We start from the raw sequence: 22,658 nt of genomic DNA on the forward strand, positions 1-22,658 counted from the left end.
TAGGTGTGAGAAATGGAAACTGAAGCAAATGATTCTTAACTTCACATTCCACAATTAACACTACAATAAAAAGGAGGCAATAAATTGGGTCATAATATAGAGAAGGAAGAAATAGATTTTTATCAGGATAAACTAGATGAGTTAATATCTGCCAAGGAATATGTATTAGAAAAGATTGAAATGTATAAACAAAATCAGAAAAATAAAACAGGAGAAAATCCTGTAGAACATTGTAAATCAAGAATTAAAGGAGCTAAGAGTGTAAGAAATAAGCTGCTTAAAAAAGAGCTAGAAACAGACTTAGAAACAGCAATTAGGAATCTTACAGATCTTGTAGGAATAAGAGTTGTATGCAGTTTTATGGATAGTGTTTATGATGTTGTTGATTTTATAAAGGCTCAGAGGGATTTTGAAATAATAAAAGAAAAGGATTATATTTCCAATCCAAAACAGAACGGTTATAGGAGCTACCATCTTATAGTAGAGGTAAATACACCTGAGCTAGAAGGTATAGCTGTGGAAATCCAGATTCGTACAATAGCCCTAGATTGCTGGGCTAGTCTCGAACACCAAATCAAATATAAACACACAATAAAATATACAAAAACTATAGAAAAAGAGCTAAAAAGATGTGCAGATGAAATTGCATCAGTAGATCTTTCTATGCAAACAATTAGAGAAGTTGTAAGAGATTAAACTAACTAATCCAGAAGTTCGTATAAGTAATACTATAACACCAAATACTTTTGTTTCTTATGATGGTACTGACTACACTGAAGTAGGAGATTTAGCAGCTATTACTGATGGTGATAGTTTTGATGAAAAAGTAGCTTTGGATTATAAAGAAAAGGCTAAGGAGTAATGATTGCATGGACAAGAAAGAGTTGATATCAGAAATAACTAAGGAAATAAATGAGTCTTATGCAAATATATCTTTAGTTATTGAAAATTTAGATAATAATGAAAATTTGGTTTCGTATAATTCAGAAAACAAAATGGTTTCAGCTAGTATCATCAAGGTTCCTATTATGATTGCTATATTAGAGATGGTAGATAGGGGAGAGGTTTCTCTCAGTTCTATAATAGAGGTTTCTGACGCTTCTATACTAGATGATTCGAAAGTTTTTGAGTATGGGCCTTCAAAATATACTTTAGATGAACTATTGGTTTGGATGATTATTAATAGTGACAATACTGCCACAAATTGTTTGATTGACTTTGTTACTATGGATAGGATAAATGATTTTTGTGTTCGACATTCATTAAAAAACACGATACTCGAGAGAAAGATGCTTGACTTTCAGGCTATAAAAAATGGTAAAAATAATTATACTTCTGCAGGTGACATGAAGACTATTTATAAAGCTATTTTTGATAGAAATATGTTAAATGCTGATTTGGGTTATTATGCAATTAGTGTTTTAAGGAGACAGAGAGCTAAAGGACTTTCTATGCGTTATATAAATGATGAAATTGTAGTAGCACATAAAACAGGAAGTCTTGATTTTTTAAAACACGATGTAGGTATTTTTTATCTGAAAGATGTTAATTATTATTTTGGAGCTTTTGTAACTGAGGCACCAGACGAAGAATACGGAAAGAAATGGATAGGCAGAGTATCAAAATTAGTATATGAGTATTATGCAAACAAATGAATATAAAATATTATGTAAATTTTAAGAAAGGTGTTGATTGACATTAAGTACGCATTAGTAAATAAAGCTATAGCATCACTAAGGGGAAAAGAAACTAGGGAAAGTGAGTTATTAGACGAAGCCATATATGGAATGAAGGTAGAAATATTAGAGGAGTCCGATTTAAACTGGTATAAAATTAAGACTCATTATAGATATACAGGATATGTACATAGTTCAGATTTAATATTAGATGAAGATAAAATTAAATTTTGGGAAAAAGGAGATAAAAAAGTAATTTTGCATGGATATGCGGATATATTATCTCTGCCAAAGGTTCAAGGGATATGTTTGATTAGTTTAACTAAAGGAGCAATAGTTGTAGTTCTTGAAAAAGCAGACCAAAATGGTTGGGTTAAAGTTTTGCTATGCGACGGTAGAGAAGGTTATATAAAGGATAAATTTATTGTTAATTATATTAATGAGTGGGATATTACTCAGGAAGGAAAATTACGTAAGGATATTGTAGACGCTGCCCTAAGCTATATGGGAACTCAATATCGTTGGGGCGGTAAGACTACCCTTGGAATTGATTGTTCTGGTTTGTGTTCTATGGCGTATATGCTTAATGGAATAGACATATATAGAGATGCAAGTATTGTTGAAGGATTTCCAATACATGAGATAGAATTTGAAAATATAAAGCCTGCAGATTTACTTTTTTATAAGGGGCATGTTGCTATGTATATAGGTAACGATAAAATTGTGCATTCTACAGGTAAAAATGGTAGCGACGGAGTAGTTATAAATAGTTTGAACCCAGCTGATTCTGATTATAGAGAAGACTTACCTCAGATTTTTAAAGCAGCAGGAAGTTTATTTTAGTAATATGAAGTTAATATTTAAAAATCTAAATTAAAAGTGAATGTTTTCAAAGCTGAGTTAGAAATATTGCAAAGAAAAGGAAGGATACATGTGAAGGGAATAACCTTACAAGATAGAATAAAAGCGGAATTGGCTAGCTATGATGGTACCATGGGAATTTATATTAACGATTTTATGGGTAATAAATTAGAAATAAACATACACGAGAAATATGAAACGGCTAGCTGCATAAAAACTTTTATTTTAGCTACATTATTCGATGAAGTTGAAAAAGGAAATAAAAAATTAAGTGATATGTTGATATATGATAAGGAAAATGAAATAGATGGAAGTGGTGTTATAAGAAGTTTGGAATATGGCACTAGTTTATCTGTTTTTAATGTGGCAACTTTAATGATTATTGTTAGCGATAATATTGCTACTAATATGATGATTGACTATCTAAAAATTGATACAATCAATACATCTATTCAAGCTAAAGGATTTAAAGATACCCTTCTACATAATAAAATCAATTTTGAAAAATACGATAAGTTAGGAACTACAACTCCTCATGATTATGGAAGAATTTTCGAGATGATTTGTAATGAAGAATTGATTAGTACTGAAGCTTCAAAGAGTATGCTAGAAATATTTAAGAAACAACACTATAATACTGCGATTACAAAGGATTTTCCACCATTTTTTTTAGATAGTGAAGATACAGGAGAAGAAGAACTTATTTATGTTGCCTCTAAAAGTGGTAGTATGGATGCTTGTAGAAATGATGGCGGCATAGTATCTACGCCTTATGGGAAGTATGTAATTGTACTTTTCAACAAAAATTTTAGTGATACAATGTATTATTCTGAACATCCTGCAACTGTTTTTAGTGCTAAGGTTAGTAGATTGATATTTGATCAGTATTTAGCATTAGGAGGAAAGCTTATATAAGTTACTTCTTGTATTATTTTTATCTATTTTATTCCTGTATATAGTATAATTAGGTTATAAAAAATATTGAAAGAAGGAATTGGAGAATGAAAAATATTGTAAGTTGTAATTGGCTTAAAAATCATATTGCGGATAAAAATCTATTTGTAATTGATTGTAGATTTAATTTATTCGATGCCAGTGTAGGACTAAAAGATTATACGGAAAATCATATAGAAGGTGCGTATTTCTTAGATATTAATGTAGACCTTTCAGATAAAGCAGGCTGCCATGGAGGCGCAAGACCTTTACCTAACCTAGCTGTTATTATAAAAAAACTTGAAGATATAGGTATAAATACAGATTCGACTATTGTTTTTTATGATGAAAAACTTTATAGCGCATGTAGAGCATTTTATCAACTTAAATACCTAGGTATAGAAAAAGTATATGTGTTAGAAGGCGGCATAACAGAATGGAGAAAATTGGAGTTCCCTACTTCAAAGAATATACCAAACAAAAAATTAAATGGAAATATAGTTAAAGCGATAAATGAAGATATTTTCTGTGATATATCTTATGTAAAACAAGCATTGAATAATGAAAATATTATTCTGATTGATTCTAGAGATGAAAATAGATACACTGGTGAATATGAACCTCTATATAGTAAAAAAGGGCATATACCCACTTCTTATAATCTTCCGTGGCATTATAATATAGATGAGAAAGGATTTTTAAAGGATGTAAACCTCTTAAAAGAAAATTTCTCATTTGTAAAAGGAGCAGAAGAAATAATAGTGTATTGTGGGTCAGGTATAGATGGTGCCGTGAATTTTCTCATTTTAGATGAAATTTCATATAAAGTTAGACTTTATGTAGGGAGTATGAGTGATTGGATTAGTTATGATGATACCATCGTAACTCAAGGGAAAGAATACTAATTTACTTTAAAAATAAGAATAATTAATCTAAAAGGAATAAAAATATAAATAAGTAACTACTACTGTAAATCAGGCACTAAAGTGGCTGATTTTGTTTTATAAGAAATATTTGAATTTTTATTGAGTAAGATATTAAAATTTGTTGATATTATGTATTTCGATGGAATAAATCTGGTTACAGTTAGGTTACGTTTTCCATAAAGATATTAATTATGTGATATAAAATGATATAATAAATTGTGTGATTTTGTTAAGAATAATGTTAGATAATTTGTCTGTTTTTAAGTTGAGTTACTTTAATGAAATTTTAAGAAATTCGTAAGAATTATATTAACAAATTTGTAAGATTAGTTCTTTATAATTAAATCTGTTCTAGCAGTATTAAAAGCTAATAAATGAATCATAAAATATTCAGAAAGTAGGTAAGATTATGGAATTATTAAAGGTTGAAAACCTTACCAAGGTTATTAAAGGTAAGACCATAGTAGACAATATAAGTCTTAAGGTGAATTCTGGTGAAATAGTGGGGTTTTTAGGGCCTAATGGAGCAGGAAAAACTACTACAATTAAGATGGTAATGGGATTATTTAATATCACAGAAGGCGAAATTAGCATATGTGGTAAAAACGTAAAGACTGATTTTGAAGAGGCTATGAAAGACGTAGGAGCGATAGTTGAAAATCCTGATTTGTATAAAGAAAAAACTGGACGAGCTAATCTTGAATATTATGCATCTATGTATGATGATGTTGGCAAAAAAGAAATTGACCAAGTAGTAGAACTTGTTAAAATGAGCGATAGAATTGATGATAAAGTTAAGACATATTCTCTTGGAATGAGGCAAAGAGTAGGCCTTGCGCAAGCGCTATTGCATCAACCAAAACTTCTTGTTTTAGACGAGCCTACAAATGGTCTTGATCCTATTGGTATAAAGGAAATGAGAGATTTGTTGAAATTTCTAGCTAAGAATTCAGGTACAGGGATACTTGTTTCAAGTCATCTACTAGCAGAAATAGAACTTATGTGTACCAAGATATATGTAATTGATAATGGTAAGTTCATTGGTGAAAGAAAAATTGGCGAAGGCTCGGAAGAAAGCAATTTAGAGAACTTCATAGATTATACGCTTACTACTTCAGATAATGAAAAAGTTCAAGAAATATTTAAAGACTCAGATATGAAATGTACACTCGTCGAATCAGAAGTAGCAATTACCATAAAGGAAAATGAAACACAAAAAATGATAACGATGATTAATAAAGAAGGAATAGATATACAATGGATTACTCAGAAAAAACGAACTCTAGAAGATGAATTTATTTCGATTACAAATGGAACGAAAGGCCAAATAAGGTAAGGTGATATTATGAAAAACATAAATGCATATCTAAAACAAATACGTATTGAAATCAAGAATATGTTTGGTACAAAAGGTAAGATAGTATTATTATGCTTATTATTAATAGGTGCCATAGCAATTCCATTATTAGGGCTTGTTAATTTTGGGAATAATGATAACTATTATGGGGGCTATGAGGAAGAATTAGAAGTTAATGGAGTAATCATACCTATTGAATCACCTCTTTATTGGGAAATACAAGATATGGTATATAGAAAAGAAGAGGTTGAAGCTAATGCAACAGATGAAAAATCTGACTTAAAATTAGAATATCTTGATATGATGATTAATTCTTATGCAGATGTGGCTGTAAAATTAACTGGTTATGAAGATTACAGAATGAATCTGGTTTATGAAAAGAATGAATTATTAAAATCAATGTTTATACTTGACCATATGGATTTAAGCATTGAAGAAATGCAATTAATAATTAGTAATCAAGAGATGTATCAAGATGAGTATTTTGGCAAAGATATATCTACTCAAAATATTGGTGATTCTAGTTATTTAGAAACTTACTATGATATGGACGAAATTGAGAGAATGGAAAAATATGAAGAAGATGAAGAACAGCTTAAAACTATAAGTGATATAATTGATAATGATAATCACGAGGCTTATTTTAATTATGAGATTGACAATTACAATAACCAACTTGTAGAGTATAAAGATCAAATTGAGCAGATAGAAAAAGATATAATTGAAAAACCAGAAAATGAAAAGATCTACGAAGAAACAATTAAGGGAATTAGAACTAGTATTGAAAATATCAATGAAATACAATTACCTATAATGCAGTACAGATTAGAACATGACATTATTCCTGGCTCAAATAAATGGCAAGATATAGCTTTAAGGAATAAAGAAGGAGCTATGCAGAGTTTAAAATATACAGAAGCAGTATCACAAGAAGAATATAACGATGACAATAATGGATTGAAACAACGGTATGATAATTATGATGAATATAAGAAGGCTATTGAAATACAAATAAATGAATATAGTGAGCAGCTTTTAGTTGCAAATAGTTCTCTTGAAACGCAAAAACCAGATATGAACTATGTTAAAGATAGCACAAGAAATAAAGTTACTGGATTTCTATTTTATTCATTACTTTTTGCCGTAGTCGCTGCTATAGTAAGTGGTAAATCTATTGCAAAAGAATTTCAATCAGGGACTATTCGATTGCTGCTAATAAGGCCAAAAACTAGAAAAAAAGTAGCTTTATCTAAATTCTTTGCTATATTGATTGTATTTTTAGCTACTTATGGCATTTCTGTTATATTAAACTTATTAGCGAATGGTTTTATATATGGCTTTGCAGATTTGACATATCCTAATTATTCAATATCAAGTGGAATAAATGGAATTAGCTTTTTTAGCTTTATTATGCCAAAAATATTAGCTTGTATGGTTACAATAATATTTGGTGCAGCTGTAGCTTATTTACTTTCTATAGTTACAAGAAGTACGGCTTTATCAGTAGCAATTCCTTTGATTTGCTTTGCGGGGTCATTAATTTTAATGAGCATTATTGCTTTTAGTGAAAAGTTTAAGTGGATAGTATATACACCTGTACCATACATCAATATGCCTTTAATATTTACAGAAGGAATGTATCTGCCGGGTGGAGTGGACCCCAAAACAGGGTACGGAGTTTCATTGTTAATTGGATTATCAGTAATATTTGTAGCTTTAGGAACTTATTTCTTTAAGAAAAAAGATATAGTGAACTAGAGTTTAGATGAAGACAAATACTATATTAATTGAAACTTAATTTATACATGTCTAGAACTCTTGGGGGAGTAGTTTTGGACATGTATAGATGTAAGTTTGAATAATATATTTCCAATATATTACCATTATGATATTTAAAAAACTAAAGAGTATATTGTATTATAAAAAAAGGAGATTGCCTATGAATAATGATAACAATTTTTTAGAAATGTATGGTAAAAAAAATAACCAATCTGAAAAATTAGTAGAAAATATAGAGAAAAATGAAGGGGTAACCCCGAATAAAAAAATAAAAGAAAATAGAAAATTTAGTCCCAAAATAGGGTTTGGTTTTGTAGGAATAGTAATAATTGCAATTATCATATATGTTTTTTTAGCAATGGGAAAAACAGAAGTATTTGATTTTACAAATTGGACAAAAACTGATTTTATGCTATGGGCACAAGAAAATGAAATTACTCCACAAACAGAAGAGCAATATAGCGATACTGTGGATAGTGGAAAAATCCTTTCCCAAAGTATAGTAGCGGGTGACCATGTAAAAAAAGGTGATATCATAAAAGTAGTGCTTTCAACAGGCCCTGATATGACTAAAGAATTTGATCTGCCAGATATAATGAATATGACTAAAGCCCAAATCGATAGCTGGGCTACCGAAAATAAAATGAGTAAGGTTAGGATAAGTACTGAATTTAGTGAGGAAGTTCCACTAGGAGAAGTTATAAAATATGAAATAAATGATGATTCAGTAGTAGATAAGGTAAAAAGAAGCACACCAATTTATATAGTAGTATCAAAGGGAGTCGAAGATGCTAGTAATGTAGAGATAAAAGTACCAGATTTTAAAACCATGGATTTAGCAGCAAGTAATATATTTGCAGAAGAAAATGAATTAAAGTTAACAATTGAAGAAGATTATGATGATTATGTACCTCTAGCAGGCGTTATTTCACAAAGTGTTGCCTTAGATGAAATTGTACATAAAGGGGATGAGATTAAACTGGTAGTTTCACTTGGACCTAAGAAATTCATGCCATCCTTTAGTTCATTATCGCAAGAACAAGCTACGGCAAAAGCAGCACAATTAGATATTGCTGTAACTGTAGTCCAAAAATATTCATCAGCGGCTGCAGGTAATTTTATATATCAAAGTGTAAAAGAGGGGACATTAATAACTGAGGATACAATGGTTGAACTGAGGTATTCATTAGGTAATAAGATTCCTATTACAGATTATACAGGTATGCAAAAGTTTGAATTAGAACAATGGATGGACAAAGAAAATGCACAAGGGGCAGGACTCACTATAAAGACAACATACACTGAGAATGATTTAGCAGTGGGAACTGTGTTAAAGCAGGATAAAAAGAACGTGTATGTAGATAGGAATGCTGTTATTTCTGTTGTAATATCATCTGGAAAGACGTTGTTTGTCCCAGATTTTGTAGCACCAGATGGAGCTACATATGATGCTGCAATCACTAGAGATAAGGCAGAGAATATGGCCAGGGACTTAGGTATAGTGCTTGTATTTGTAGAGGAGAAAAATCCAGCAAGATTAAATGGAGAGATATGGAGCCAAAGCGTTGCAGCTGGAAGTGAGATAAAAGAAGGTGCCACTATAACGTTAAAATATAATCCTGTGGAGAAAACTCTTATAGTACCGAGTTTTATAAATAAAACTAAAGCACAAGTGCAACAAATGTCAGAAGCTAATAATTTGAATGTAGAATTCCAATTAGAAAATTCAGATGTAGTAATTAAACAATCAATAAATCAAAATACTACGGTTGCATATGGGAGTACAATTGTACTATATGGAAGTCTAGAAGGCGGCAATAGTTCTGAGATAGTAGAAACTCCGTAAGAAAAATTTATACTGAAAATTAGGATTACGGTAAAAGCAGATATTAAAGTTTAAGAAAACTATTTTTAATACAAAGTGATATTGATTTTGAGATTAAGGGAAAAATATAATAAAAATAAGCTACGCTAATGTTTGCGTAGCTTATTTTTATTATAAAGAATTATGAATTTGCAAATATAAAACCTTTTAATAGCGTGTATTTACTTTTTGAAAAAACTGGGTTATACTTAAACTGATAACAATTATTAATTGATAATAAATACAGGTCAGTTAGGAGGTAGTTTTATGAATAAAAGTATTAAGGGAAACAAGGGTAAGATAACTTTAATACTATTGATATTAGTAGCCTTAACATTCTTAATAGTTTTTAATAAAGATAAAATAATTACAAGGAATGATGAAAATAATACTACTATAGAATACGATGATAAAAAATATGAAGCAGCAGTTTTTGCAGGAGGATGCTTTTGGTGTATGGAGAGTCCCTTTGAAAAATTAGATGGAGTAAAGGCAGTAGTTTCAGGATATACTGGGGGCGATGTTGTTAATCCTACATATAGTGAGGTTTCAAGCGGTGGGACAGGACATCTAGAATCAGTATTTATTATATATGATCCTGAAATAGTTTCGTACCATGTACTTTTAGATGTATTTTGGAAACAAATAGATCCCACAGATGCAGAAGGACAATTTGTAGATAGAGGAGAGCAATATAGTACAGCTATTTTCTATAAAGATGAAGAGCAGAAAAGAATTGCTCAAATATCAAAAAAGCAATTAGAAGAAACAAATATATTTGAACAACCTATTGTAACTAAAATCATTAGTTTTAATGAATTTTATATAGCAGAAGAATATCATCAAGACTATTATTTAAAAAATAATCTAAAGTACAAATACTATAGAAATGCATCAGGAAGAGATGATTATTTACAAGAAATTTGGGATGATAATAATAGAGACTTTGAAACTATAATTTATGGAGATGATAAAATGAAAAAATATAGTACACTACCAGAAGAGGAAATAAAAGAAAAATTAACAGAATTGCAATATAGCGTTTCTAGACAGAGCGGAACAGAGCCAGCTTTTGATAATGAATATTGGGATAACAAAGAAGAAGGTATATATGTAGACTTAGTATCAGGAGAACCTTTATTTAGTTCTATAGATAAATACGAATCAGGTACTGGTTGGCCAAGTTTTACAAAACCAATAGATGATGATTTTATTGATTATGAAAAGGATAGAAGTTTATTTTCAATTAGAACAGAAGTCAAAAGTAAAATATCAGGTTCACATTTAGGTCACGTTTTTGATGATGGTATTGAACCAACTGGACTTAGGTACTGTATGAATTCATCAGCACTTAGATTTATACCTAAGGATGATTTAGAAAAAGCAGGGTATGGAGATTATAAAAATCTTTTTTAGCTAAAACACATATAGTTGATAATTTCAAAAGGTTATGTTTTAGAATATCTACCTATCAAAAAGAGCATCTCAAAATAAATTTTGAGATGCTCTTTTTGTTATAAGATATTTTACTAATTATTATTTTCCATCTGTTATTTCAGAAAAATAGTGGGCTATTTTGTCATATTCATCATCATCTTCTATATTATTCAGTACCATTTCATCACCTAGTTCTTGATAAATATAGAATAGAACTTCTTCTTCATCTACTGGGACTAATGCAATATAATCATTTTCTTTGTAAGTAAAAATTCCTACGACATTACAATCTAAATCGCTATTATCATCTAATGCTAGTGTTATTATAGGTATTTCTTCATGATCATGGCCACACCCACATTTACATCCAGTTTCACAATTACATTCATTTTCATCATGAGCTTCGTTACAATTACATTCGTGTTTATCCATTTTTTTAACCCTCCGTAAAAATTAAGTGAATTTTATATTTTATAGAATTAACCTTATAAGGTTGTTTCTATATTTTAATTCATAAAAGATTAAATTGCAAGTAATGAAAAAGTTAGTTGGAATACTAAGAAACAAAGGAGTAACAGCGAAAACACTTGACATCTTACAATGGAATTAAATACTGTAAATTATAAAAAAATGGATAATATATTGTTTACAATGAACAATATATCGTATACAATAGGATATATAAAAGAAATATGTTAAATAAAATGTTTATTGTATATTGTTTACAATATACTATTATTATAGTAATATATACATAAAGTAATATATTTAACTTAAATTTCTAGCAGAAACAATTATGATATGTTCTTTAGGGGAAAGGAGTAGGAAAATGCAAAAAGAAGGAGCGACACCGATTTTATCTGTTAAGAATCTCAAAAAATCATTTTCTGGAAAAACCGTAGTTGACGGTGTGTCTTTTGATGTTTATCCAGGAGAAATTATTGCCCTGGTGGGTGAAAATGGTGCAGGAAAGTCAACAACAAAAAACATGTTATGTGGATTGCTTAAGCCGACAGATGGAGAAATTTTAATTGATGGTGTTGATGTTCAGTGTGTAAACGCTTTCGAACATGGCGTTTCTGCAGTTCATCAAGAATTAAGCTTATTTAAAAGCTTATCAGTATCAGCTAATATTTGTATTACCCAATTACCAGGTAGAGCAAGTAAGGTTGATTGGAAAGAGGCTGACAGAATAGCTAAAGAGCAATTAGATTTTTTAGGTATTGATATTGATACAAAAGCCACAGTAGAATCTTTAGGTGCGGGGAAACAACAAGTAGTAGAAATAGCAAAGGCTTTGTTACATGCAGACAAACTATTAATACTTGATGAACCAACAACATCTTTAACTGCGCCAGAGAGAGAAAAATTATTTGTTATTATGGATAGATTAAAGAAAAAAGGAATATCTATTATTTTTATTTCTCATTTTATGGATGAAATATATAGAGTTAGTGATAAGTATATTGTCCTTAGAGATGGTAAGCAGGTTGGACAAGGATATTTAAAGGATGTACCAAGAAACAAATTAGAAGAGATGATGGTAGGAAGAACTATTGGAGAATCAAATATAGAAATAGGAAAACCAAGAGAAGAAGGGGCTATAAGAGTTGAAAACTTGAGCTCATATGATTTTCATGATATTTCTTTTTCTGTTAAAAAAGGTGAAATACTAGGGATAGCTGGTTTAATGGGAGCTGGAAGGACAGAAGTTATCGAAGCAATTTTTGGTATAACAAAATCAACAGGGAATATATACTTAGGTGATAAATTAGTATCTCCTACAACAGTTTCTAAAATGAAAAAAAATAAAGTATGCTTTGTAACTGAAGATAGAAGAACAAATGGGGTTTTTGCTGTTAGACCAGTTAAAGAAAATATTTCAGCAGCAGGTATTGACGTCTTTGTAAATAGAAAAATTAAAGGATTTGGTTTTAAGGGTGAGAGAAAAAAAGCTCAAGAAATTGTAGAGGAAATGAATGTATCTATACCTCATATTGAATCACAAGTTTGTAATTTAAGTGGAGGAAATCAACAAAAGGTAGTTCTTGGAAGGTGGTTATCTACAAAACCTGAAATATGTATATTGGACGAGCCTACTAGAGGTGTTGATATTGGGGCTAAATATGATATTCATAATATGATAATTGACTTGGCAAAGCAGGGTGTTGCAGTTATTGTAGTTTCGTCAGACTTGCCAGAATTACTACAGTTATCACATAGAATTATGGTAATGAGAACAGGTCACCTAGTTGGTGAATTTGATAGAAGTGAATTTGATTCAGTAAAAATTATTTCACTTGCAGCAAGCTCTGCATACGAAAATAGTAATAAAAATGCTGAAGAGAAGGAGGTAAATGATGGACAAAATAAAGAAATTTCTATCTAGTAAAAAATGGCTTGCAATAGCACTGGCAACAATATTTTTAGGTATAATTTTGTCGTTTTTATCACCGGTGTTCTCTACATTTAGTAATATTCAAAGCATACTTGTACAAGCAAGTATTACTGGAATTATGGCTGTTGGAATGACTTTTGTAATATTGACTAGTGGTATTGATATATCTGTTGGAGCTATTTTGTTTTTTACAGCATCATTATTTGCAAAGATACTAGAAACAAATGGATCTGTGCCATTAGCTTTTGCAGCAGCAATAATATGTGCATCTCTTTTAGGGGCAATAAATGGGTTGCTAGTTGTTAGATTTAAGATGAGCCCACTCATTACAACTTTAGCAACTTATACTATGTATAGAGGAATGGCAATACATTTAACAGCTGCACAAAATATTCCAGTTCCTAGAGAAATAGGTTTTTTAGGTAATGGGAAGATAGTTGGAATTCCTGTTCCAATTATACTTTTTATTATTATATTTGCAGTTGGGTTATACCTATTCGCTAAAACAAGATTCGGTACATATGTAAAGGCTATAGGGAACTCGGCTCAATCAGCAAGAGAGTCAAACTTACCAGTTAGTTTTGTTACTGTAGGGGTATATCTTATAGCGGGCGTCACCACAGGGATTACAGCACTAATACTTATAGCAAGGGTTGGAGGATTACAATCTGGTATGGGTATTGGTTATGAGTTTACTGTTATAGCGGCTGTAGTACTTGGAGGTACAAAGTTATCAGGTGGTTCAGGAACTATTATAGGAAGTGTTATTGGGGCTATTTTCTTAGTACTAATCGATAATGGATTAAATCTTATACAGGCATCTCCGTATGTATACGATATAGTTAAAGGTATTGTACTTTTAGCAGCAGTAATAATTGACAGAGCTTCAATTGTAAGACAATCTAAACTTTTACTTGAGCAAAAGGCTAAGAGAATTAGAAGTTCAGTAGAGTTTGGTCTTAAATAAATATAGAATAAATAGGAGGGGTTTTTTATGAAAAAGGTTTTAAGTTTAGTTTTAACAGCAGCATTAGCGGCAACAATGTTAGTAGGGTGTGGTAGTAATAATGCAGAAAATACAAATAATACAGCAAATGAGGGTAATAACACAGCGGCAGAAGAAACAGAAAAAACAATTACTTTAGGATTATCTATTGACCAGCTTTTTGAAAGTAGAGCAGGAGTTGTTAATGCAGCAAAAGCAGAAGCTGAAGCACAAGGCTGTGAAGTTATTGAAGTGGTAGCAGATGGAGATGCGCAAAATCAAAATGCTCAAATTCAATCTTTAATTAATCAACAAGTTGATGCAATACTTGTTTGTGCAGTGGACCAAAATACTATAGAAACAGCTTTAGTTGCAGCTAAAAATGCAGGTATTCCTGTTGTTGCATATGATAGAGATTTACCTGATAGTAATGCAGTTGATTGTTATGTTGGACCAGATTCTATATCAGATGGATTAGAAGCAGGTGGATACATGGCAGAGCAGTTAAAAGATGTAGATGGAAAGATTGTTATACTTGAATTATTAGGAGCTTTAAATGACCAAAATGGTATCGATAGAAGTAAAGGATTTGATGATGCTATAAACGAAGCTTTATCAGATGTTGAAATTATACAAATGCCTACTGATTGGGATTCTAATAAAGCATTATCAGCTACACAAAATGCATTCCAAGCAAATCCTGACATAAAAGCAGTTTTTGCAGCAACAGATACTCAAATTCCAAGTATTGAAACAGTACTTACTGATTTAGATAAGTTAAAGCTTGTTGGCGAAGATGGACACATAGTTGTAACTGGTATCAACGGAAGTAAAGATGGTTATGATGCTACAGTAAAAGGTATGGCTGATGGTATCGTAGTAATGGACTTAAAAACTACTGGTGAAAAAGCAGTAGAAAATGCGCTTGCTTTAATTAATGGAGAAACAGTAGAAAGAACTCAAGTAATTGCAGGTAAATTCTATAATAACGAAAATATAGAAGAAAATAAAGATAATATTTGGGGTGCTCAATAAGAATATAAGAAGGACAAAAGATTGGGAGTGATACGTAATGGGTAGTGCTAATAAGAAAAAGAAAAAAAATGGAGCTATTTTAGGAAATTCTTTAGCTGTTGCAAAAAGTTATCCTACTATCCCAATTATATTATTTCTACTGATTGCTTTTTCACTAGCATCTCCGTTCTTTTTAACGGGTGGAAATATGAAGACTGTAATGGCGGCAAATACTGTAGTTATGATTGCAGCAGTTGGGCAAACTATGGTTTTACTTACAGGTGGAATTGATTTATCAGTTTCAACAGTGATAAGTGTAAGTGCTGTTGTTGCAGGTACGGTAATGGCTTCTACAGGTAATATTTTACTTGGTCTTGTCGTAGCACTTGCTGTTGGGTTGGTATTTGGACTCATAAATGGTGTGCTTATAGGCTATTTTGGATTAACGCCTTTCATTACAACTATGGGTACGCAACTTGTGGCAAGAGGAATAGCATTCCTTTTATCTCAAGGAATTGCAGTAAAAGGCACACCAGAAGGGGTTATAAATTTTGGATTTAGTTCTGTAGCTGGAATACCAAGTGTTACAATTGTTAGTATTGTAATATTGATAATTAGTACAATTTTAGTTACACAGACTACCTGGGGTAGACAAGTTATTTTAATTGGAAGTAATAGAGATTCTGCAAGATATGCGGGTATTAATTCACGAAAAGTAGAAATGAGTGTATACGTACTTTCAGGATTATTTGCAGGGTTAGCAGGTATGATAAGTATAGCGAATTTAGGAAATGCAATACCAGGTGTTGGGGATACTTTGTTACTTATCATTATCGGCGGTGTAGTATTAGGTGGAACTAGTATGGATGGTGGAGAAGGTTCAATACCAAGAACACTTTTAGGTATAGGTTTACTAGCAATTTTGACAAGTGGATTGAACTTGATTGGAATTCCATTCTATGATCAGTTAATAGTACAAGGATTCTTAATCTTCGTAGGTAATGGTTTGTCAGTTAAGTTTAGTTCTACCCGGGGGTAACAGTTTATTATTTTGACATATGCGAAATAGATGAATGTAGATGTACTTAAAGAATTATTAGTGAACATTGAAGCATTTTTAAAATTCCCTCTTGCTGCGGTTAGAGGGAATTTTTGAATATAATATTGGGAGGCTTTTTTATGGGAAATCTAAAGAATGCAGAAATTAAAGCAAACTTATTTAATGTTTGTAATGTAGAAGGTTCAGCGACTGCTACAGAGGGCATTGTGCCTGATTTTGAAGAGGTAGAAGGAGCTAAAGGATGGTCAATAGCTACATTTTCAAGTAAAGAAATTGGTATTGATCACCTAATTTTAAGATGCAAAGAAAATGGAGAAAAATTTAATCTCCATAGTGGTGGCAATGATTTTTGGTTAGGTTATGTACAAGAAGGTTCAGCGGAACTTATACTAGGTGATGACAGTGGAAAACAAACATCTTCTAAGATGGTTACAAAGGGTGATTATGTAACATTTGCCCCTGATACTTATCATGGTTGGATACCAGATGAAAAAGGTACAAAGATATCATTTATAAAACTCAAAGCTAAAAACTAGAGAATATTATCAATTGAGTTTTTTTAATAAGTATTTTCAATTATTTGTTTATAGCATATGAAACAATTATAGAATAGATGATTAATTAATAGTTGAACTAGAAACTTTGTAGATGTTATAATTAGCATTGTAAATATATAAGTTAAATGTAGATGGGAGTATAGAAAACCATCTTTAGGAGGATTATATGGAGAAAATCGCTAGTTTTACAGTAAATCATTTATGTCTATTACCAGGGGTTTACGTATCGAGAAAAGATAATGTTGGTAGCAATGTAATTACTACTTTTGATTTAAGATTCACAAGGCCAAATATTGAGCCAGCACTAGAAACGGCACCAATACATGCTATTGAGCATTTAGGAGCTACTTTTTTAAGAAATGAGCCAAATTGGGCTGATAGAGTAATATATTTTGGACCTATGGGATGCAGAACAGGATTTTATTTGATTTTATCAGGTGATTTGCAATCCAAAGATATTCTTGAATTATTAGAAAACATGTTAGTCTATATATCAAATTATGAAAGTGAAATTCCCGGAGCTACTGCAAGAGATTGTGGTAATTATTTGGATTTAAACTTAAAAACAGCTAAATATCATGCGAATAATTATTTGAACAATGTCTTGAAAAATATTACTGAGGAAAGAATGAATTATTCTGAAGAATAATTCTAATGTATGGAGTATAAATATTATATAAAACATGTAATAAATTAAGTTCTATAGTGAGTAAATTACTATAGGACTTTTTTATTTTCATAATAATGACTAAAGTCATATTATTTAGAAAAACTAATGACTCTAGTTTGAAATTATATAACACTAGGATTGCAAAATTATTGTTACAATTAAATTAATAAATATTGAAATAAAATTGCAAATTGACAGAAAAAACTACTAGTTTTTAGGGGGTATTTGGGAATGAAAAAAGCAAAAGAGCATATATTATTTTTGATTATGGTTATTTGTTTAAGTATTGTATTCACTGGGTGTTCAAATAATGAAAATAATGATTCACAAAAGAAATCGAATGAAACAGTGGAAGCAGACATGCAAGAAGAAGAATCACAAGATGTTGAAAAAGAACAGCCAGAAGAAATGAAGGAGTCAAAGGGTGATGTAATAACACTTGATGATGAGATTATAAATGGTGCTAAGGAAGAAGGTATTTCAGAAGAAGAAATGCTTAGAATTATTACAGAACTTACAGAACTTGATGCTGAAAAATATGGGTCAAGTGTGGAAGAATATTTACCTGTACTTGCTGACCAAGGACTTACACCATATAGTGCACAAAAACAAATATCAGAAGTAATGGGAATATCAATTAAAGAAGTATATGAATACGGTAAAACGGTTGATGATATGGGTTTAGATGATGATAGAGATGAATACTTAAAGCCAGCAGAAATTTTAGAAGAAATCGATGCAACTGGAATGTTGCAAGGAGAAGCAACAAATGAAGTTTCAGGAGATGCAAAAGAATTGCTCCTATACAAAGTTAGGGATATTGAGACAATAGAGGAATTCGGTGATGATACAGAAGCATTTTATTATTCTGAAGAAGATTATGATGAGTTGGTAGATTATTTCACAAATCTATTAGAAGGAACAGAAACATACTTTGTTATGAAAGCTGATGTAGCAACTACTATAATTGGAACAATAGATGGGAAAGAAGTAACAGTTGCAGTGCATAATCTTTTGAAATATGATCCATCATATAAAGCTAATGGAGTTACTGTTAATTACTAATAATGTAAATATAATTGTAATATATATGTAAAAATTAAGCCTTGGATTATTATAATTCAAGGCTTTAAATATTTTTTTGATGTAGTTTTTAATGAATAATTGGAGTATTTTTCTTTTGTTTAGTGTATTATTGTAAATAACAGAATGAATATATTAGGTAAATATTATTAACAAACGAAGGAGTAAAAACAATGGAAAATTTTATAGAACTTAAAAATGTAAGAAAGACTTATTCTACTGGAGAAATTGAAGTTAAAGCCGTAGATGATGTTTCATTTTCAATAGATAAAGGTGAATTTGTAGTAGTTATTGGAGCAAGTGGTGCTGGTAAAACTACAATAATTAATCTTTTAGGAGGAATGGATCAACTTACTAGTGGAAATATTTTTGTAGATGGAAATGATATAAGCGGATATAGCAAAAGGGAGCTTACAAAGTATAGACGTGAGGATATTGGCTTTGTATTTCAGTTTTATAATTTAGTACAAAATTTAAATGCTATTGAAAATGTAGAGCTGGCTGTAGAAATATGCAAAGAGCCATTAAATCCTATAGAAGTACTTAAAAATGTTGGACTGGAAAATAGGATACAAAATTTCCCTTCACAGCTTTCGGGTGGGGAACAGCAAAGAGTTTCTATTGCAAGAGCGTTAGCTAAAAATCCAAAGTTACTTCTTTGTGACGAGCCAACAGGAGCACTTGATTACAATACAGGTAAATCTATACTTAAATTATTATCTGATACGTCTAAAGTACAGGGCATGACAGTTATAGTTATTACGCATAATTCAGCTATAACTCCTATAGCAGATAAGGTAATAACAGTAAAAAGTGGTAAGATTGAAAATGTGAAAATTAATAATAATCCAATTCCTATAGAAAGTCTGGAGTGGTAGATATGAAGAAAACATTTTATAAAAATCTCTTTAGAGATATAAAGAAAACTTTTTCAAGATTTTTGTCTATTGCAATAATTATAGCTCTGGGAGTTGCTTTTTACTCTGGAGTTAGAGCTACTAGCCCTGATATGAAATTATCAGCAGATGCTTATTTAGATCAAACAGACTTTATGGATTTTAAAATTATTTCTACTATGGGAATTACAGAAGAAGATATAGAAGAAATACAAAAGGAAGAATTTGTAGAAAACGCAGAAGGATCTTATTCAATAGACGTAATAGTTGAAAAAGGAGAATCTGACATGGTGGTTAATGTCAATTCTATTCCTTCTGAAACAGGTATAAATCAATTTAAGATTATAGAAGGAAGAATGGCAGGAAACAACAATGAAGTTGTAGTAGAAGACCTGTTTTTAAAAGAAAATAATTTTAAAATAGGTGATGAGATAGAAGTTAAATCTGGCACGGATAATGAAATAGGTGATGATTTAAAGAATAATAAATTTACAATAGTAGGTTCTGCTCAATCGCCTTTGTACATGTCAGCTCAAAGACAATTGAGTTCAGTTGGTAATGGAACTGTTAGAGGATTTATGTACATATTGCCAGAGGTATTTAAAAGTGAAGTTTATACAGAAATGTATTTGAAGATAAATAGTGAAACTTCAAAGGAGAGCCTTTTAAATAATGAAGAATACCAAGAGGTTGCAAGTGATTTAGAAGAAAAGTTTGAGGAAATTGGAATTATTAGAAGTAATATTAGATATGATAATGTAATAGGGGATGCAAAGAGTAAAATAGATGAGGCAGAAGAAGAACTATTAGAATCAAAGCAAGAAGCAGAAGATAAGTTCAAGGAAGGATTTGAACTATTAAATGATTCCAAGACAAAAGTTGAAGATGGTAAAAAAGAAATTGAAAAAAATAGAATAATTTTAAACGAAAAAACTGAAGAAGGCGAAAAACAGATAGCAGCAGCTAGAGAGCAACTAGCTCAAAGTGAAAAAGAACTTGAGCTAGGTAAACAAGAGGCGGCAAATGGTATTTCATCTTCTATGTCTTTAATGGTTCAAAGTGTTAAAGAACAATTAGCTGCTGACCCTGATAATGTAGTACTTAGTGCTCAATTTAATAGTTTGAATGAATTATATGAAGATAATATCAAAGGAAAAGATTTTGATGGAATGTATGATTCATTAAAAACTAATAAATTAATAGAGGCTACTGTTCCATATTTTGATATAGAATCTATGAAAAACAAATTCGACCAAGCTAAAACGGAAATTGATAATGGTAAGAATGAACTTGTTAAACAGGAGAATTTATTAGAACAAGGGAAATTAGATTTAGAAAAAGAAGAAAAAAAAATTGAAGAAGCAGAAATAGAAATTGAAGAAAATATAGCAAAACTAGAGATTGAAGAAGAGAAGGCAAATGCTGAAATAAAAGATGGAGAGATAGAAATTCAAAAAAACAGAGATAAGCTTAATGATATTGAAAAACCTGAATGGTATGTTCTTGGAAGAAACACAAATGTAGGATATGAAAGTTATAGACAAGATAGTAATAGAATAGATAATATAGGAAAAGCATTTCCACTTATATTTTTCTTGGTAGCGGCTTTAGTTAGTTTAACAACAATTACAAGAATGGTACAAGAAAATAGGATAGAAATAGGTACTTTTAAAGCTTTAGGATATTCAAGAAATACAATAGTAGTTCACTATTTAATATATGCTTTGTCAGCAAGTATAATTGGAAGCCTAATAGGAATATCCTTTGGATTTAGACTATTTCCACCACTTATTATGAATGCATATAGTTCACTTTATGCAATTCCTGTTACACTAACTCCTTTCAATTATGAACTTGCTTTTTTGTCTTCAATAATAGCAATATTCTTCACTACCCTTGCAGCAGTTTTAGCAACACTTGATGAACAAAGAGAAGAAACGGCATATTTGCTAAGGCCAAAACAACCAAAGGCAGGGAAAACTATTATTTTAGAAAAAGTAACTTTTATTTGGAAAAGATTTAGCTTCACACAAAAGGTTACAGCAAGAAATATATTTAGATATAAGCAGAGATTTTTTATGACTGTAATAGGAATTGCTACATGTACAGGACTTATGATAACTGGTTTTGGAATTAAATCAGGTATAGTAGGTGCAACAGAAAGTCAATTTAATGAGATATATAAATATGATATGGTAGCAACTCTAAGTACGGATTTGGATCATGAGGATTTAGCTAATAAGAGAAGTGAAATATTGCAAGATGAAAATGTAGAATCTGTTTTATTTTCATATAGAAAAAATGCAACAGTAGATGCTTTTAAATCTGGTAAAATAGATGCTTATGTCATAGTTTCTGAAGAAGAAAATGAGATAAATAAGTATATTAGTCTTACTATGAAAGATGAAGAACTTAACCTTAAAGATGAGGGTGTAATTATAACTGAAAAGTTATCAAAACTTATGAATAAAAAAGTTGGAGATAGCTTTGAAATAGATATTAATGGTAATATAATGGACGTTGAAATTGCTGCCATAACAGAACATTATATACAACATTTTATTTATATAAGTGAGGAGTATTACAAAGAGAAAACAGGGGAAAAGGTTCTATTTAATGGCTTTTACGGAATGTTGAATGATACATCTGATAATTCTCAAGATAATACATCTGAGTTATTAAATCAAATTGATGATATTGGTTCTGTATCCTATAGAAACAATACTTATTTTGATTTTAGTAAAACAATAAAGAGCATAAATTCAGTAGTTTTTGTGTTAATAGCCTCTGCAGGAGTTCTTGCTTTTATTGTAATTTTTAATCTTACCAATATAAACATAAATGAAAGAAAAAGAGAGTTATCTACAATAAAACTATTAGGGTTCTACAATAATGAACTTGCACTATATATATATCGTGAAAATATTATTCTTACGATTATAGGAAGTATAGCGGGCATAGGAGTAGGAATGTTACTAAATAATTTTGTAATTTCCACAGCGGAAACAGATATAATGATGTTTTTAAGAACTATTGAGCCTATTTATTTTCTATATTCAGTGCTGCTTACAATTTCTTTTTCTATTATTGTAAACTTAGCAATGTACAGAGAATTTGATAAGATAGATATGATAGAATCACTTAAAAGTGCAGAATAAATAA

Annotated in this window: 19 protein-coding genes; 18 read left to right on the forward strand and 1 reads right to left on the reverse strand. The window is 30.5% G+C overall.

What is annotated here, in order from left to right:
• The first annotated feature begins 84 nt into the window (after positions 1 to 84).
• The 9 genes from ACVHXK_RS05065 to msrB all read left to right on the forward strand — a co-directional run bounded on the left by ACVHXK_RS05065 (position 85) and on the right by msrB (position 10,812).
• On the forward strand, positions 85 to 696 hold the full coding sequence (locus ACVHXK_RS05065) for a GTP pyrophosphokinase (RefSeq protein ID WP_461205282.1): 612 nt from the start codon (positions 85 to 87) through the stop codon (positions 694 to 696).
• 173 nt (positions 697 to 869) lie between these two features.
• Positions 870 to 1,655: a serine hydrolase gene (locus ACVHXK_RS05070; protein WP_461205283.1), complete on the forward strand. Its 786-nt coding sequence runs from the start codon at positions 870 to 872 to the stop codon at positions 1,653 to 1,655.
• Positions 1,656 to 1,688: 33 nt separating this feature from the next.
• Positions 1,689 to 2,519 carry an NlpC/P60 family protein gene (locus tag ACVHXK_RS05075; protein ID WP_461205284.1) on the forward strand — a complete coding sequence of 277 codons (831 nt, stop codon included), beginning with the start codon at positions 1,689 to 1,691 and terminating at the stop codon, positions 2,517 to 2,519.
• A 90-nt stretch (positions 2,520 to 2,609) separates the two neighbouring features.
• Complete coding sequence (locus ACVHXK_RS05080; protein ID WP_461205285.1) at positions 2,610 to 3,452, forward strand: serine hydrolase; 843 nt, start codon at positions 2,610 to 2,612, stop codon at positions 3,450 to 3,452.
• Positions 3,453 to 3,538: 86 nt separating this feature from the next.
• Positions 3,539 to 4,375, forward strand: a complete 837-nt coding sequence (locus ACVHXK_RS05085) for a sulfurtransferase (protein WP_461205286.1) — start codon at positions 3,539 to 3,541, stop codon at positions 4,373 to 4,375.
• Positions 4,376 to 4,805: 430 nt separating this feature from the next.
• Entirely contained in the window at positions 4,806 to 5,732 is a 927-nt protein-coding gene (locus ACVHXK_RS05090) for an ABC transporter ATP-binding protein (protein ID WP_461205287.1), read from the forward strand.
• 9 nt (positions 5,733 to 5,741) lie between these two features.
• Positions 5,742 to 7,511 carry an ABC transporter permease gene (locus ACVHXK_RS05095; protein ID WP_461205288.1) on the forward strand — a complete coding sequence of 590 codons (1,770 nt, stop codon included), beginning with the start codon at positions 5,742 to 5,744 and terminating at the stop codon, positions 7,509 to 7,511.
• Positions 7,512 to 7,692: 181 nt separating this feature from the next.
• On the forward strand, positions 7,693 to 9,378 hold the full coding sequence (locus ACVHXK_RS05100; protein WP_461205289.1) for a PASTA domain-containing protein: 1,686 nt from the start codon (positions 7,693 to 7,695) through the stop codon (positions 9,376 to 9,378).
• Between the two features lie 414 nt (positions 9,379 to 9,792).
• Positions 9,793 to 10,812, forward strand: coding sequence for a peptide-methionine (R)-S-oxide reductase MsrB (gene msrB / locus ACVHXK_RS05105; protein ID WP_461205366.1), 1,020 nt, complete (start codon positions 9,793 to 9,795; stop codon positions 10,810 to 10,812).
• A gap of 120 nt (positions 10,813 to 10,932) precedes the next feature.
• Here the strand turns inward: msrB and ACVHXK_RS05110 are convergent, their stop codons facing one another.
• Positions 10,933 to 11,265, reverse strand: a complete 333-nt coding sequence (locus tag ACVHXK_RS05110; RefSeq protein ID WP_461205290.1) for a DUF1292 domain-containing protein — start codon at positions 11,263 to 11,265, stop codon at positions 10,933 to 10,935.
• Between the two features lie 397 nt (positions 11,266 to 11,662).
• On the opposite strand from ACVHXK_RS05110, the gene ACVHXK_RS05115 reads away from it, so the two are divergent.
• From ACVHXK_RS05115 to ACVHXK_RS05155, 9 genes are all read left to right on the forward strand, one after another.
• Complete coding sequence (locus ACVHXK_RS05115) at positions 11,663 to 13,222, forward strand: sugar ABC transporter ATP-binding protein (RefSeq protein ID WP_461205291.1); 1,560 nt, start codon at positions 11,663 to 11,665, stop codon at positions 13,220 to 13,222.
• A complete protein-coding gene (locus ACVHXK_RS05120; protein WP_461205292.1) occupies positions 13,194 to 14,198 on the forward strand; it encodes an ABC transporter permease in 1,005 nt (334 codons plus the stop codon). The genes ACVHXK_RS05115 and ACVHXK_RS05120 overlap by 29 nt, the downstream gene beginning before the upstream one ends.
• 27 nt (positions 14,199 to 14,225) lie before the next feature.
• Positions 14,226 to 15,251 carry a sugar ABC transporter substrate-binding protein gene (locus ACVHXK_RS05125; protein WP_461205293.1) on the forward strand — a complete coding sequence of 342 codons (1,026 nt, stop codon included), beginning with the start codon at positions 14,226 to 14,228 and terminating at the stop codon, positions 15,249 to 15,251.
• A 37-nt stretch (positions 15,252 to 15,288) separates the two neighbouring features.
• Positions 15,289 to 16,269, forward strand: coding sequence for an ABC transporter permease (locus ACVHXK_RS05130; protein ID WP_461205294.1), 981 nt, complete (start codon positions 15,289 to 15,291; stop codon positions 16,267 to 16,269).
• 140 nt (positions 16,270 to 16,409) lie between these two features.
• A complete protein-coding gene (locus ACVHXK_RS05135; RefSeq protein ID WP_461205295.1) occupies positions 16,410 to 16,826 on the forward strand; it encodes a hypothetical protein in 417 nt (138 codons plus the stop codon).
• Positions 16,827 to 17,013: 187 nt separating this feature from the next.
• Positions 17,014 to 17,496, forward strand: a complete 483-nt coding sequence (locus ACVHXK_RS05140; protein WP_461205296.1) for an S-ribosylhomocysteine lyase — start codon at positions 17,014 to 17,016, stop codon at positions 17,494 to 17,496.
• A gap of 252 nt (positions 17,497 to 17,748) precedes the next feature.
• A complete protein-coding gene (locus tag ACVHXK_RS05145; RefSeq protein WP_461205297.1) occupies positions 17,749 to 18,582 on the forward strand; it encodes a hypothetical protein in 834 nt (277 codons plus the stop codon).
• 191 nt (positions 18,583 to 18,773) lie between these two features.
• Entirely contained in the window at positions 18,774 to 19,478 is a 705-nt protein-coding gene (locus ACVHXK_RS05150; protein WP_461205298.1) for an ABC transporter ATP-binding protein, read from the forward strand.
• A gap of 2 nt (positions 19,479 to 19,480) precedes the next feature.
• A complete protein-coding gene (locus tag ACVHXK_RS05155; protein WP_461205299.1) occupies positions 19,481 to 22,654 on the forward strand; it encodes an FtsX-like permease family protein in 3,174 nt (1,057 codons plus the stop codon).
• The last annotated feature ends 4 nt before the right edge of the window (positions 22,655 to 22,658 follow it).

Source organism: Clostridium sp. DL1XJH146, from assembly GCF_054819755.1.